The 14,382-nt window shown below is 63.0% G+C and carries 15 protein-coding genes; 5 read left to right on the plus strand and 10 right to left on the minus strand.

What is annotated here, in order from left to right:
* Positions 1–680: transposase (locus ACHHRT_RS10450; protein ID WP_395499712.1), on the plus strand; the 680-nt coding region annotated here is incomplete at its 5' end.
* Between the two features lie 53 nt (positions 681–733).
* Here the strand turns inward: ACHHRT_RS10450 and ACHHRT_RS10455 are convergent.
* Complete coding sequence (locus tag ACHHRT_RS10455) at positions 734–1,138, minus strand: type II toxin-antitoxin system VapC family toxin (protein WP_395499713.1); 405 nt, start codon at positions 1,136–1,138, stop codon at positions 734–736.
* Positions 1,138–1,395, minus strand: a complete 258-nt coding sequence (locus ACHHRT_RS10460; protein WP_395499714.1) for a type II toxin-antitoxin system Phd/YefM family antitoxin — start codon at positions 1,393–1,395, stop codon at positions 1,138–1,140. Before ACHHRT_RS10460 ends, ACHHRT_RS10455 begins: the two co-directional genes overlap by 1 nt.
* A 234-nt stretch (positions 1,396–1,629) precedes the next feature.
* Between ACHHRT_RS10460 and ACHHRT_RS10465 the strand changes: the two genes are divergently transcribed.
* Positions 1,630–1,908 carry a CopG family ribbon-helix-helix protein gene (locus ACHHRT_RS10465; RefSeq protein ID WP_395499715.1) on the plus strand — a complete coding sequence of 93 codons (279 nt, stop codon included), beginning with the start codon at positions 1,630–1,632 and terminating at the stop codon, positions 1,906–1,908.
* Positions 1,895–2,179 (plus strand): type II toxin-antitoxin system RelE/ParE family toxin, encoded by a 285-nt coding sequence (locus tag ACHHRT_RS10470; protein WP_395499716.1) that lies wholly within the window; start codon positions 1,895–1,897, stop codon positions 2,177–2,179. Before ACHHRT_RS10465 ends, ACHHRT_RS10470 begins: the two co-directional genes overlap by 14 nt.
* Positions 2,180–2,352: 173 nt before the next feature.
* Here ACHHRT_RS10470 and ACHHRT_RS10475 read toward each other — a convergent pair whose 3' ends face one another.
* The 3 genes from ACHHRT_RS10475 to ACHHRT_RS10485 all read right to left on the minus strand — a co-directional run bounded on the left by ACHHRT_RS10475 (position 2,353) and on the right by ACHHRT_RS10485 (position 6,070).
* The gene (locus ACHHRT_RS10475; protein WP_395499717.1) at positions 2,353–3,639 is read right to left on the minus strand and encodes a hypothetical protein; all 1,287 of its coding nucleotides are present in this window, start codon (positions 3,637–3,639) and stop codon (positions 2,353–2,355) included.
* A gap of 187 nt (positions 3,640–3,826) precedes the next feature.
* On the minus strand, positions 3,827–5,878 hold the full coding sequence (gene ligA, locus ACHHRT_RS10480; RefSeq protein ID WP_395499718.1) for an NAD-dependent DNA ligase LigA: 2,052 nt from the start codon (positions 5,876–5,878) through the stop codon (positions 3,827–3,829).
* A gap of 3 nt (positions 5,879–5,881) precedes the next feature.
* Positions 5,882–6,070, minus strand: coding sequence for a tautomerase family protein (locus ACHHRT_RS10485; protein ID WP_395499719.1), 189 nt, complete (start codon positions 6,068–6,070; stop codon positions 5,882–5,884).
* A gap of 95 nt (positions 6,071–6,165) precedes the next feature.
* Here ACHHRT_RS10485 and surE point away from each other — a divergent pair, with 95 nt between their 5' ends.
* Positions 6,166–6,933 carry a 5'/3'-nucleotidase SurE gene (surE, locus tag ACHHRT_RS10490; protein WP_395499720.1) on the plus strand — a complete coding sequence of 256 codons (768 nt, stop codon included), beginning with the start codon at positions 6,166–6,168 and terminating at the stop codon, positions 6,931–6,933.
* A complete protein-coding gene (locus ACHHRT_RS10495) occupies positions 6,926–7,744 on the plus strand; it encodes a biotin--[acetyl-CoA-carboxylase] ligase (protein ID WP_395499721.1) in 819 nt (272 codons plus the stop codon). Before surE ends, ACHHRT_RS10495 begins: the two co-directional genes overlap by 8 nt.
* A 121-nt stretch (positions 7,745–7,865) precedes the next feature.
* On the opposite strand, the gene ACHHRT_RS10500 is transcribed toward ACHHRT_RS10495, so the two are convergent.
* From ACHHRT_RS10500 to asnB, 5 genes are all read right to left on the minus strand, one after another.
* The gene (locus ACHHRT_RS10500) at positions 7,866–8,084 is read right to left on the minus strand and encodes an FmdB family zinc ribbon protein (RefSeq protein ID WP_395499722.1); all 219 of its coding nucleotides are present in this window, start codon (positions 8,082–8,084) and stop codon (positions 7,866–7,868) included.
* Between the two features lie 176 nt (positions 8,085–8,260).
* Positions 8,261–9,568: an adenosylhomocysteinase gene (ahcY, locus tag ACHHRT_RS10505; protein ID WP_395499723.1), complete on the minus strand. Its 1,308-nt coding sequence runs from the start codon at positions 9,566–9,568 to the stop codon at positions 8,261–8,263.
* Positions 9,569–9,661: 93 nt separating this feature from the next.
* Positions 9,662–10,828 carry a methionine adenosyltransferase gene (gene metK, locus ACHHRT_RS10510; protein WP_395499724.1) on the minus strand — a complete coding sequence of 389 codons (1,167 nt, stop codon included), beginning with the start codon at positions 10,826–10,828 and terminating at the stop codon, positions 9,662–9,664.
* A 70-nt stretch (positions 10,829–10,898) separates the two neighbouring features.
* Positions 10,899–12,782 (minus strand): bifunctional homocysteine S-methyltransferase/methylenetetrahydrofolate reductase, encoded by a 1,884-nt coding sequence (locus ACHHRT_RS10515; protein WP_395499725.1) that lies wholly within the window; start codon positions 12,780–12,782, stop codon positions 10,899–10,901.
* A 13-nt stretch (positions 12,783–12,795) separates the two neighbouring features.
* Positions 12,796–14,379, minus strand: a complete 1,584-nt coding sequence (gene asnB / locus ACHHRT_RS10520) for an asparagine synthase B (RefSeq protein WP_395499726.1) — start codon at positions 14,377–14,379, stop codon at positions 12,796–12,798.
* Positions 14,380–14,382: the final 3 nt, after the last annotated feature.

The following is a 14,382-nucleotide window of genomic DNA, read 5'->3' on the forward strand; positions in this document are numbered from 1 at the left end:
AACCGCAGCATATCATCCAGCGCGGCAATAACCGCCAGGTGATCTTTGCCGCTGATCAGGATTATCAATTTTTTCGAGATGCGCTGGTGGAAGCGGCGGCCAGATTCGGCTTGTCCATTCACGCTTATGTCTGGATGAGCAACCACATCCATTTGCTTGCCACTCCTGCCTACGAACACAGTATCAGTAAAACATTTCAGTCTGCTGGCCGGCGTTATGTGCAGTATTTCAACTACACCTACAAGCGCAGCGGAACGTTGTGGGAGGGCCGCTACCGGGCAACGGTGGTTGACAGTGAGCGCTATTTGCTGACGGTTATGCGCTACATTGAGTTGAACCCGGTGCGGGCAGGCATGGTGGTGGCGCCCGATGAATATCCCTGGTCAAGTTATCGGCATAATGCACTGGGTGAAACTGGGCCAAACGGCGAGTGGCTGACATGTCATCCGGAATACTCCCGACTGGGCCATGAGGACGATGATCGCCAAGCAGCCTATCGGGCGTTGTTCGCAATGGCGATTGACTGGGATGATATCCGGCAAATACGGGACTGCAGCCATAAAGGTTGGGCGTTGGGGGACAGCAGATTTCAAACTGAGATAGAGTTGTTGTGCCAAAGGCGGGCGACGAGTAAAGGGGTGGGGCGACCCAAGGCAGACGGAACAGTAAATGGTGTCTGACCCCATTTCCCATTGTGCATTTCCGTGATTTCCCCATTTCCATGAAAAACAGGCTACGGTTTCCAAATTTTGGCTAGGCGGGAACGGCGGATGTTTTTGTCGCGGGTGGCCAGCGGCAGGCCATGCGCCCGGGCGGTGGCAACGATAATCCGGTCGGCCGGATCGCCATGAAACTTCTCGGGCAGGCGATCAAGGGCCAGAATAACGGCAACGTCCATCGGCAAGAGAGTTACGGTTTCGGGAGCCGCCGCCGTCGGCAACCAACGGTCAAGCGGCATGTCGAGGGCCAGCCTGCCCTTGGCGGCCAGCATTTGCGCCTCCCACAGGCTGATGGAGGTAAGGGCGGGAGGGGTGCCTGCAGCGGCCAGAGCGTCCAACTCATCACGTTCGGCGGCCGTGAGTTCCGGTTGGCCGAGCAACCACCACAGCCAGACATGGGTATCAAGCAGCGGCGGCATCACCGACTCGTACTACCTTGGGCCTCAAAGGCTTCGGCCTCAAGGACCGATTCTTCCGGCTGCATGGTCAGTACTCCGCTTCCGCGTAGCCGCAGCCAGGGTGGGGTACCCTGAGAAGCCGGAGCGGCCGGGATCAAGCGGGCCACTACTCTGCCCCGCCTGGTCAACTCGACGGCGGCCCCACCCTGTTCAACCTTGCGAATCACATCCAGGCAATGGGCCTTGAATTCCGTAACGCTTATCGCTTTAGTGGTCATTTCGCCCTCCAAATGGTCATGACCGATGATAGCACATGGCCAACATCCCCGCCAGGGAAAAACTATTGTCGGAGGGAGGCGGCGAGGGAGGAGAGGGTGGGAACCATCAGTACATCAGCGCAAAATGGTGTCTGACCACATTTCCGCATTTTTCCATCGCGCATTTTCCTGCTCGGGTTGCGTTTACCGAATGATGGAACTATCATAAGCAATAGTGATGCATATGTATTCATAATGAAGCACGGCGAAGAGGAAGAAAAAATGACCACAACAGCGTTGGTTTCAACCCGCATTCCCCCCCAACTTGCTGATCGGTTGGCGAAATTGTCCAAGATAACGCAGCGTTCCAAGTCGTTCCTGGCAGCCCAGGCCATTGAGGAGTATGTAAACCTGCAGGAGTGGCAAGTGCAGGCAATCAGGGAAGGAATGGCGGCGGTTGAAAGAGGTGAGCTGGCAAGCCATGAGCAGGCGCTGGCCATTCTGGATTTATGGGGAAAAGATGGCAAAAATTGAGTGGTCCTGGCCGGCATTGTCCGATTTACAGGCGGCGGGAGAATATATTGTCCAAGATAACCGGCAGGCGGCCGTCAGGATCGCAAAGCGCGTACGGGAGGCTGTTGAGTACATTGGGAGCCATCCCAATATCGGTAGGCCAGGTCGACTTGCGGACACCAGAGAACTGGTAGTTTCCGGGACCCCGTTTATCGTCGTCTACTGGCTTCAGCAAGGATCTATCCAAATTCTGCGTGTACTGCACCACGCCCAGCGCTGGCCGCAGCAGTAGCGGAATCAGGGAAAACAAAGAGGGAAAGAAAAGAGGGAAATGGTGTCTGACCCCATTTCCCCCCTTCGTGTCTGACCCCATTTCCTCTCGGTCGTAAAAAAAACCCCATCCCGCAACTCATTGCGGGATGGGGCCGAAAGAACACCACTAAAAAGTGTGGTTAGCTTTTTTGCCTAGAACTTGAGCTCAAAGCGATGGCTGAGGCCCCAGTAGGCGTCATCCTGCGCGCCGGGAGCGTCAAAGCTCGGGGAGGCGTAGATGGCGTCGATATGGTAGGTGGTGCTGGCGTTGACCTTGTAGGCCATGCTGGCTTCGGCGGTCACCATGCTCCAGTCATCATTGACCGTGACATTGCTGCCATCGATATAGGCGAGTTTGCCGCCCAAGGTCAACTCGGGGGTCAGCTTGTGGGAGGCCCCAACACCAAGGGCGAGCTCACCGTCATCGGACATGGTGCCGATCCGGCTGTGGCCGAGGCCGTGGCCGCCGGAGGTGTTGTAGAACATGGTGATCTGATCAAAGTGGCCACTGGTGCCAGAGGTCCAACCGTCCGCAGCATAAGCGATTCCACCAGTCAGGGTGGTGTCGCCCAAGGCATAAGCAGCCCCTACATAAACGGCGAAAGGATCGTTGGTTTCACCATTAGCGTTAGTGGTCTCGTGTACGTCGCCAAAGCGGAAATCAAACTCGGAGGAAAGGGTAAGGTCGGCAACCTTGTAGGTGGCAAAACCGTAGAATTCCTGGCCGTCGTCGCCGCCGGTCCACTCCTCGTCGGTATGACGCAACTGGAGGACCACCCGCAGATCGGGGGTGCCGAAGTTAGCACCGAGGGAGTAGCGGTTCCGGTCCTCGTCGGTTACCCCGTTAGTTATAGTAGGGGTCACCGGGCTGGACTCGGTGTCCTTCTGGTAGTAGGCGAACATGGCCAGTTCATCGGTGAGCTTGTAGTCAACCCGCAGGCGGTCGGCCCGGGCGTCCCACGTCTTCATCCGATGACCCCAGTTAACCACCTGACGACCGGTGGTGACGGTGGCGCCAGCCACCGGAACCCGGAAGTAGAGGTAGTCGGTCATGACGTTGTTGTTGCGGGTGCCGCCCCACTGATACATGGTGCCTTGGCTGCCTGCTGGATCATCGGCGCTGGCGAAATGAAGGCGGCCATGCAGGGAGGTACCGCCGGCGGCCTTGATGTCCACGGCCAGCCGCATACGGTGTTGAAGCTGACGGTTCTCGTCATCTCCCGGCAAGTTGCCGAAGGCGGCGTCTTCCCGCCAGAAGCCACGGATCCGGGCATCGCCGCTCAGGGTGATGCTGGTTTCGCCTTTGCCGATGACGGAGGCTTCGGCAGTGGCGGCGCCGACCCCGATTACCGCCGGGGTCAGAACCAGGGCGCCCAGGGCCAGGGCCAGGGGCAGACGGGCGTAGCGCCGCCGAATGGTGGAACCTTTGATCTCTTTCATAACGTTCTCCTTTTCTCCTTGTTACGGGTGTTCTAGCCGGCGAACGCCTCCTGAGCGCCCGCCCCTCTTGGGAACCGGCGAGCCGCCGCTGACGCGGAGCAGAGCCGATCCATTACAAAACACTTCCAAAGACCTAATGGAAACTGGCGCTCCAGTCAAGCAAAAAAAATAAAAAAAGGGAGTTAGCTCAACCCCCGACCCTGGCCAGCAGCTGCTCAAACTCCTCTTCGCTCAGAATGGCCACACCCAGTTCCCGGGCCTTGGCCAGCTTGGAGCCGGGTGATTGGCCGCAGACCAGGTGGGTGACCTTGCGGTTGAGCGCGGTCGCCACCTGGCCACCCAACTCCTTAACCCGGTTCTTGGCCTCCTGGCGGGAGCCGCGGGCCAGGGTGCCGGTGAAGAGAAAAACCTCGCCATGCAGGGGTTGGGCCCGGGTCGAGGCCGGGGGGGCGCTGATCTTAAGGCCCAGCTCCTCTTCCAGTTGGCGGAGCATCTCCCGGTTGGCGGAATCGGCGAAATAGGTGGTCAGGGCGGCCGCCGCCTGGGGACCGATCCCTTCCAGGTCGAGGAAATCGTGCTCTTCGGCCTGGAGCAGGCCCGCCAAGGAGTTGAAGCGGCGGGCCAGCAACTGGGCGGTGACCTCGCCCACGTGGCGAATGCCCAGGGCGGCCAGCAGCCGGGCCAGTTCCACCGTTTTGCGGGCGTTGATGGCGGCCTCGGCGTTGGCCGCCGACTTTTCTCCCCAGCCCGGAAGCGCGGCCAACTGCTCGGCTCGCAGGCGAAAAATATCAGGGATATCCCGCACCAGATCCGCTGCTGCCAGTTGCTCCATCGCTTTTTTGCCCAGCCCTTCGATATCCAGCCCCGCCTTGCCGGTGAAATGGATCAGGGCCCGCAGGCGCTGGGCCGGACACCCCCGGCTGTTGGGGCAGCGGGTCACCGCCTCGCCGGCTTTGCGGACCAGGGGGGTGCCGCACTCGGGGCAGGCCCCGGGCAGGCTGATCTCCCCTTGGCTGCCGTCCCGCTTTTCCACCACCGGCTTGACCACCTCGGGGATCACCTCGCCGGCCCGTTGAACCAGCACGGTGTCGCCGATTCGCAGATCCTTGCGGCGCAGCTCATCCTCGTTGTGGAGGGTGGCCCGGCTCACGGTGACGCCGCCGACCTGGACCGGCTCCAAGCGGGCCACCGGGGTGATCGCCCCGGTGCGGCCCACCTGGAACTCCACGGCCAGCAGGCGGGTGGTGGCCTGGACGGCGGGAAACTTGGCGGCCACCGCCCAGCGGGGAGTGCGGGCCTTGGCCCCCAGGCGGCGTTGGAGGGCCAGGTCATCGACCTTGGCCACCATGCCGTCGATCTCATAGGGCAGTTGGTGGCGCAAGGTGCCCAGATGCCGGAAATGGTCGATCACCTGGGTCAGATCGGCACAGATCCGGCCGTTGGGAATAATCTTGAAGCCCAGGGCGGCCAGCCTCTGCAAAAGCTCCTGCTGGCTGGCCACCCCCAGAGGGGCAGGGTCGGCAACCCCGTAGGCGAAAAACTCCAGCGGTCGGGCGGCGGTTATGGCGGAATCAAGCTGGCGCAAAGAACCGGCGGCGGCATTGCGGGGGTTGGCGAAGAGGGGCTCACCGGCCGCCGTCCGTTGTCGGTTCAGGGCTTTGAAGCCGGCAATGGTCAGGCAGACTTCGCCCCGCACCTCCAGGCGCGGCGGCGGTGATGCGGCCGGCAAAGCCGGCAGTTGCTTGGGGATATTGCCGATGGTGCCCAGGTTGGCGCTGATGTTCTCTCCCACCAGGCCGTCGCCCCGGGTGGAGCCCAGGGTAAAGAGGCCGTTTTCATAAACCAGCTCCACCGCCAGGCCGTCGATCTTGGGTTCGGCGTAATAACGGATCGGCCCTGCCAGATTGAGAAATCGGCGCATCCTGGTTTCAAAGTCAAAAAGTTCGCCCTCGTCAAAGGCGTTTTCCAGGCTGAGCATCGGCAGGGTATGGCGTACCGGCGCGAACTGCTCCAGCGGCGCGGAGCCGATCCGGCGGCTGGGGGAATCGGGGGTGGCAAGATCCGGATAGCGGGCCTCCAGCTCCTCCAGCTCCCGGAAAAGCCGGTCGTATTCGCTGTCGGCGATCTCCGGGTCGTCTAGAACGTAGTAGCGGTGGTTATGATAGGCGATCTGCTCCCTTAGTTCCGTGAGGCGTTTACTGGCCCGCTCCCGCTCGGCCATTTGCAGCAGCGGTTTCATCTATTATTTGGGGGGCTGAAGTTGCTTGCCGCCGGCGGCGATATTCTGGTGGGGCACCTCGTCGATGAAGATCAGCACTGAAGAAGCCGGTTTGTTGGCGACTTCGACCAGCACACCGGTAACTCCGGCGCAGATCTTCTCCTTCTGTTCCTGGCTCAGGTTGCCGGCCACCCGGATATTGACGTAAGGCATGCTTTCCTCCTCGGCATGAAAGTGGTTTAATGGTTGCGCAAGCAGCCTGCTCAATATAGCTGGTCGCATGAAAAAAAAGAAGCCGGGAGTTTATGATGCCACTGCTTTTACTGACCAACGATGACGGGGTTGACGCCCCCGGCCTGCGGGCCCTGGCCCGGGAGCTGGAGCGGCTGGGCCGGGTGGTGATCATCGCCCCCGAGCGGGATAACTCCGCCGCCAGCCACTCCCTGACCATGCGGCGGCCGCTGCATGTCCGGGAGCTGGAGCCCGATATCTACGCCATCGACGGCACCCCCGCCGACTGCGTGATGATCGGCCTCAACAAGATTCTGCCGGTGCGGCCCGATCTGGTGGTGTCCGGGATCAACCCTGGTCCCAATCTGGGGGATGATATCAACTATTCCGGCACCGTCTCCGCCGCCCGGGAAGGCACCTTGCTGCAGATCCCCTCCCTGGCCGTTTCCCTGGGGGCGGCCAACGGCGAGGAGTGTCTGTACGCGGTGGCGGCCGGGCAGGCGGCGGAATTGGCCGGCCGGGTGCTGGAAAAGGGGCTGGCCCCCGACACCCTGCTCAACATCAACGTGCCCAACCGACCGGCGGATCAGCTGCAGGGGGTCCGCTATACCCGCCAGGGCCGCCGCCTTTATGAGAACGCGATCCAGGAAACCTTCGATCCCTGGGGGCGGCGCCACTACTGGATCGGCGGCGGCACCCCCCGCTGGAGTGAACAGCCGGAGACCGATGTCCAGGCGGTGCTGGCCGGTTATGTCTCGGTGACTCCCCTCCACCTCGACATGACCAATCATCAGGCGTTGGCGTCCCTGCGCAACGGCCGGGCCCGCGGGGGGGAAATTGGTTAGCCCGGAGCCGGACCAGCCGGACCCGATCTGGCAACGGTTGCGGAGCCAGGGGCGGTTGGGGGAGCGCCGGGTGCGCTATCTGGAGACCACCGAATCGACCAATGACCTGGCCTTGGCCCTGGCCGAATCGGGCGCGGACTGCACCCTGGTGGTGGCCGAAAGCCAGAGCCGGGGTCGGGGCCGGTTGCGCCGGAGCTGGCACTCCCCCGCCGGCGCCGGACTTTATCTCTCGTTTATCTACCGGCCCCGGCTGGAGCCGGAGGATCTGGCCAAGCTGACCTTGACCGCCGGCCTGGCCCTGGCCCTGGCGGTGGCGGAAACCACCGGCCTGGCCCCGGGGCTTAAGTGGCCCAACGATCTGCTGCTGGCGGGGAAAAAATGCGGCGGCGTTCTCTGTGAGTGTCGACTGCCGGCAAGCGGGTCTCCAGCCCAATTGCCGGTGGTGGTGGTGGGGATCGGGCTCAATGTCAATACCGACGCCGCCCGGATTCCGCCGGAGTTGCGGGAGCGGGCCACCTCCCTGCTGCTGGCCACCGGTCGCCCCTGGGAGCGGGGCCCGTTGCTGGCCGCGATCCTTAAGCAGTTGGATGCCCTGGTGGTGCGTCTGGAGGGGGGCGAATTCCCTGCCATTTTGGTTCAGTGGCGGCAGCGGGACGCCCTGCTGGGCCGGGAGCTGGAGTGGTTGACCCCCGCCGGGGAGGTGGTGCGGGGAATCGCCCTTGGTCCCGATGACGAGGGGATTCTGCGGATCCGTGATCGGCGGGGACGGGTCCACCCGGTGCTCTCCGGGGATCTTGCCCTGGCGCGTTAGCGGTTTGGGAGCAGGAAAAAAGTTGAGGCCGCCCCGGGGGACGGCCTCAACGGCAGCTTGGCAGCTTGTTGCTGCTGCCTGATCTTGGTTTGACGGCCATCCAGGCCGCGCTTTATCAGGCTCAGGAGAAGCCGGAGCGGGAGGAGCAGCCGCTGAGGGCCCCGGCCGGGGGGGAACCGGCGTCGGCGGAAGAGATCCGGAAACTGCCGGCGGAAATCACTCGCTGGACCTGATCGCCGTCACATTGGGGACAGCGGGTCTGGTCTCTTTCCCGGCTTGAGCCGACCAGGGCTTCGAAAAGGTTTTTACACTGTTGACAACGGTATTCGTAGATAGGCATTTTTCCGCTCCTGTTTTAAAAGTTGGTCTGTTGTTTCCCGATGGTTGTTTAGGAATTTAATCATCTTCTTGAGCTTTGTCCAGGCCGCCACGCAAACGGGGCCGGGCGGGACGGTTTGCCGTTTCCCACCCGGCCCCGCCGGTACGTTTGCCCAGCGCCGGAGCGCTTTTTGCTGCCTAATAACGGTAATAGTCGGGTTTGTAGGGGCCTTCCACCGGCACCCCGATATAGGCGGCCTGTTCCGGGCTGAGTTTGGTGAGGTTGGCGCCGATCCGGGCCAGGTGCAGCCGGGCCACCTTCTCATCCAGGTGCTTGGGCAGCATGTAAACCTGTTTTTCGTAGCGCTCATGGTTTTGCCAGAGCTCGAGCTGGGCCAGCACCTGGTTGGTGAACGAGTTGCTCATCACGAAGCTGGGGTGGCCGGTGGCGCAACCCAGGTTGACCAGCCGGCCCTCGGCCAGGATGATGATCCGATGACCGTCGGGGAAGATCACATGATCCACCTGGGGCTTGATATTCTCCCAAGGCAGGTCGCGGACTGCGGCGATCTCGATCTCGCTGTCGAAATGGCCGATATTGCAGACGATGGCCTGGTCCCGCATCTGCTCCATGTGCCGACGGGTGATCACGTGGACATTGCCGGTGGCGGTGACGAAGATATCGGCCTTGGGGGCCGCCTCTTCCATGGTCACCACCCGGTAGCCTTCCATGGCCGCCTGCAGGGCGCAGACCGGGTCGCACTCGGTGACCCAGACGGTGGCGCCCATGCCGCGGAAGGCCTGGGCGCAGCCCTTGCCCACATCGCCGTAGCCGGCCACCAGGCAGATCTTGCCGGCGATCATCACGTCGGTGGCCCGCTTGATTCCGTCGATCAGGGACTCCCGGCAGCCGTAGAGGTTGTCGAACTTGGATTTGGTCACCGAGTCGTTGACGTTGATGGCCGGGGCCAGCAGGGTGCCCTTCTTGCTCATCTCGTAGAGGCGATGGACCCCGGTGGTGGTCTCCTCGCTGATCCCCTTGATCTCCTTCATCAGTTCGGGGTATTTTTCGTGCATGATCTGGGTCAGGTCGCCGCCGTCATCGAGAATCATGTTGGGGTGCCAGCCGTCGGGCCCGGAGATGGTCTGCTCGATGCACCACCAGAACTCCTCCTCGGTCTCGCCCTTCCAGGCGAAGGTGGGGATCCCGGCCGCCACCATGGCGGCGGCGGCCTGGTCCTGGGTGGAGAAGATGTTGCACGACGACCAGCGGATCTCGGCCCCCAGCTCCACCAGGGTTTCCATCAGTACCGCGGTCTGGATGGTCATGTGCAGGCAACCGGCGATCCGGGCGCCGGCCAGCGGCTTCTGCCCCTTGAACTCCTGGCGCAGGGCCATCAGGCCGGGCATTTCGGTTTCGGCGATCAGCACTTCCTTGCGGCCCCAGTCGGCCAGGTTCAGGTCGGCCACCTTGTAATCCTTGTTTTCCAATACCTTATTGCTCACTTTGATAACTCCCATTGGTTGGAGGTTGATGGTCATCGGGGACAGCTTTGCAAGCTGTCCCCTGCAAATTGGCCCCATGCTGCGGATGGGGCCTTACTTGAGGCCGGCGGCCTCTCTCAGGATCTCGGCCTTGTCGGTGCGCTCCCAGGTGAACTCTTCCCGCTCGCGGCCGAAATGACCGTAGGCCGCGGTTTTACGGTAGATGGGCCGCAGCAGGTCGAGCTGCTGGATGATCGCCTTGGGCCGCAGGTCGAAATGCTCGACGATCAGTTGGCGGATCTGCTCATCGCTGATCTTGCCGGTACCGAAGGTGACCACGTTGACCGAAACCGGTTTGGAGATGCCGATGGCATAGGCCACCTGGACCTCGCACTGCTCGGCCAGCCCGGCGGCGACGATATTCTTGGCCACGTAACGGCCCATGTAGGAGGAGGAGCGGTCCACCTTGGAGGGGTCCTTGCCGGAGAAGGCGCCGCCGCCGTGGGAACCCATGCCGCCGTAGGTATCGACGATGATCTTGCGGCCGGTTACCCCGCAATCGCCAACCGGACCGCCGATCACGAAGCGGCCGGTGGGGTTGATGAAGTACTTGGTGTTCTCATCCAGCATCGCCGCCGGCAGGATCGGCTTGATGATCTCCTCCATCACCCCTTCCTTGAGATCCTCGTAGTCAACCTCCGGGGAGTGCTGGGTGGAGACCACCACCGCCTCGATCCGCTTGGGGCGTTTGTGTTCATATTCGATGGTCACCTGGCTCTTGGCGTCGGGGCGCAGCCAGGGCAGCCGGCCGCTCTTGCGCACCTCGGCCTGGCGTTTCATCAGGCGATGGGCGTAGGTGATGGGCATGGGCATCAGCACCTTGGTTTCGGTGCAGGCGTAGCCGAACATCAGGCCCTGGTCGCCGGCCCCCTGGTCCAGATCAACCCCCTTGCCTTCGTCAACCCCCTGGGCGATATCCGGCGATTGTTTGCCGATGCTGGTCAGCACCGCGCAGGACTGCCAGTCGAAACCCATCTCCGAGGAGTTGTAGCCGATCTCCCGGATGGTCTGGCGGACGATGGCCGGCATGTCCACCCAGGCCTTGGTGGTGATCTCGCCGGCGATCAGGGCCAAACCGGTGGTGACCAGGGTTTCGCAGGCCACCCGGGAGGTTTTGTCCTGGGCCAGGATGGCATCGAGGATGGCGTCGGAGATCTGGTCGGCCACCTTGTCGGGATGGCCTTCCGATACGGATTCGGAGGTGAAGAGATAGTTGGGCATTGGTGCTCCTTGCTGGACTTGGTTGTGGTTATTAAAAAAACGCTTCAATCTAGTGTGTTGGTCAAATTTGTCAAGGTGAAAGTCGGCGGCCGCTGCCGCTCCAGCCGGCTTGACGGACTTCCCTGGTCAGCTCGGCGGTGACCTCCCACTTGTTGAGCGGGCTGATCAGATAAAGGCCGTCGATCAGCGGGCAGATGGCGGCCAGCAGTTCCCGGGTGAATTCAGCCGCCGCCTGGCGCTGATCCTCCGCCTTTGCATAGCTCCACAGCTTGCGGCGCAGCTCCTCGGGAATGGAGATGCCGGGCACCTCGTGGTGGAGAAAATCGGCGTTACGGGCCGAGATCAACGGAAAGATCCCGGGGAAGATCAGGATATCGAGATGCCGGGTCCGCTCCAGCATCTCCTCCACCGCCGTGGCGCTGAAGAACGGTTGGGTCATGGCGAACACCGCCCCCAGGGCGGCCTTGCGTTCCAGGCGGCGAATCTGCAGCTCCGGGTTGCCCGGCCGGTAGCTGAAGGCGGCCCCGATGGAAAAATTGCAGTGGCCCTTCATCTCCTTGCCCGCCGGGTTGCGGCCCTGGTTGAACTGGTTGAGCATCCGGATCAGGCCGAAGGACTGAACATCGAAGACCCCGCTGGCTCCCGGCTGATCGCCGGCGCTGGCCGGATCCCCGGTCACCGCCAGAATTCCCTCGATCCCCAGGAGGTGGGCGCCCATGATCTGGGATTGCAGCCCCAGGGCATTGCGGTCCCGGCAGGTCAGATGGGCCACGGTGGGGATTCCCACCTCCATGCGAATCCGGTGGGCCAGGGAGATGTTGTCCGCTCGCAGCACCGCCAGCGGGTTTTCCCCCAGGGTGACGGCATCGGCTCCGGCCGCGGCCAAAGCCCGGGCGCCCTGCAAAACTCCGCTGATATCGAGATGGGTGGGCGGGTCCAGTTCCACCAGGATGGGCAGGCGACCGGGGGGCAGATCGGCCAGCAGGGCTCCCGGTTTGGCCGCGGCCGGAGCCTGGCCTTCCGGGCCGCCGTCGGCGGAACCGCGGTCGATGGCCCGGGCCAGGGGGCGGCGTTTCAGGCGCAGGTGTTTGCCGAATTCCTGGATATGGGCCGGAGTGGTGCCGCAGCAGCCCCCCACCAGCCGGGCCCCGGCCTTGACCATATCGCCCACCACCCGCGCCATATAGGCCGGTTCCGCCGGGTAAATCAGGCGATGGTCAACGATTTCGGGAAAGCCGGCATTGGGAAAGGCCGCCAGCGGAATCTCCGCCCCCAGGGCCGCCAGCTTTTCGATGGCGGCCAGCAGGGCTCGGGCCCCGCGGCCGCAGTTGGAACCCACCACGTCGGCCCCGGCCTCCAGGGCCGCCCGGCCGCAGGTCAGGGCGTCAAGCCCGGCGGCGGTCCGGCCCTGCTGGGGATAGACCATGTTGGCCACCAAAGGAATATCGGCCGCCAGTTGCCGTCCCACCTGGATGGCCAGCAGCAGCTCTTCCAGGTGACTGAAAGTTTCCAGGATCAGCAGATCAACCCCGCCATCGAGCAGGGCCGCGATCTGTTCCCGGAAGGCCTCCCGGACCGCGTCTCCCTCGGCCCCGGCGGGATCGGCCAGGGGAAAATCGGCCCCGCTGGGTCCCACCGAGCCGGCCACGTAGATCTCCTCGCCGGCGGCCCGCAAAGCCAGCGCGGCTCCGGCCTGGTTGATCTGGCGGGTTTTGTCGGCCAGGCCGGCGGCCTCCAGCTTGAGGCGGTTGGCCCCGAAGGTGTTGGTTTCCAGCAGTCGGCTGCCGGCCCGGATATACTCTTCATGCATGGAGTAAACCAGGTCCGGGTCGCTGAGGTTCAGCCGCTCGATATTTTTGTCCGGTTCGATCCCTTTGGTGTAGAGATAGGTGCCGATGGCCCCGTCGGCCAGCAGCACCCGTTCCCGGATATATTCCTTGAAATTGGGTTTCATGGTGGGTCGGTCGTCATCCCGCTTGATGTTGTCGGTTGTTCAGGGAACCAGCGGTGCTGGCACGTTCCTCGGCAAAATCAAAGCCCTGCCAGATGCCGATGGAACCCAGAATCGAGTCCTGGGGATGATACTCCCGAAAAATTCTGAAGTAAAGAGCCGCCTCCTTACTGTTGATCACCGCCCTGGGGTTTGCGGCCTTGATGGCGGCCAGTTCATCATCGCTGATCTCGCGGGCGGCCAGCTTTTCCCCCAGGCTCTCGCAACCGGCCCCCTGGGTGTATTGGACCTTGTAGCGCCAGAGGATCTCGTCGGGGAGCAGGCCGCTGCCGGCAAAGGCCTGGCGCAGGATCCACTTTTCGATCCGGTCCTGCCCCCGGCCGCTGATTTTCAGCTCCGGGGGGATCTGCATGGCCAGGTCGATCATTTGCAGGTCGAGGAAGGGCACCCGCAACTCCAGGCTGAAGAGCATGCCGATCCGGTCGGCCCGTTGCAGGTTGATGTTGTGCAGGGTGGAGATCAGCCGCCGGCACTCCCCGTTGAGCTGCTCCCGGGGCAGGTGTTTCATGTATTGATAGCCGGCGAACAGCTCGTCGGCCCCCTCGCCGGTGAGCACCACGGTGACGTAGCGGGACGCCAGCTTGCAGGTGAAGTAACAGGGCACGGCGCAGCGGACCAGGGAGGGATCGTAGCTTTCCAGTTTGCCGATCACCTCGGGCAGGGCCGCGTAATAATCCTCTTCGCTGAAGATCATCTCGTGGTGGGTGGAGCCGATGTGGGCGGCCACCAGGCGGGCGGCCACCAGGTCTTCACTGTCCATCCCTTCGGCGTCGGTCATCCCCACGGCGAAGGTATGGAGATGGGGGATCTCCTCGGCGGCGATGGCGGCGATCAGGCTGCTGTCCAGGCCGCCGCTGCAGAAGGCCCCCACCGGAATTTCGGGGTCGGCCAGCAGCCGTTTTTTGACGCTGCGGCGGAAGGTGTCGCTGATCCGCTCCCGGGCCCGGTCGGGCTCGGCCAGCAACCGGTCGCGGATCGCCGGGACCCGGTAGTAGCGGACGAAACCGGTGGCCGGGGTGTAGTAATGCCCGGCGGGAAACTCGTGGACCTCATCCACTCCGGCCAGGCTCATGGCTCCCAGCTCGGAGCTGAAATAGAGCCGGTCGTCTCTCCAGGCGTAGTAGAGGGGCTTGATTCCCACCGGGTCACGGGCCAGCAGATAATCGTCATCGGCGAAGACGGCGAAGGCGAACATCCCGTCCAGCTCCCTGACCGCCTCCGGGCCCTTTTCCCGGTAAAGATGGAGAGCCACTTCGGTGTCGGAGTGGGTTTTGAAGGGATGGCGCTTAACCAGGTCCCGGCGCAGTTGGCGAAAATTATAGATCTCGCCGTTGCCGATGATCCCGGAGCGGCCGTCGGGGCCGAGGATGGGCTGGTGCCCTCCGGCCACATCGACAATGGAGAGCCGGGTATGGCCCAGGGTCATTTTACCGGCCACCTGGACCCCCCGGTCGTTGGGGCCGCGATGACCGAGAGCGTCCAGCATCCTTTCAACCGTTGCCACATCGGGAGCGCCGATGCAGCCCGCTATGCCACACATAAT

The organism is Desulfurivibrio modestus, from assembly GCF_044068625.1.
Taxonomy (GTDB): domain Bacteria; phylum Desulfobacterota; class Desulfobulbia; order Desulfobulbales; family Desulfurivibrionaceae; genus Desulfurivibrio.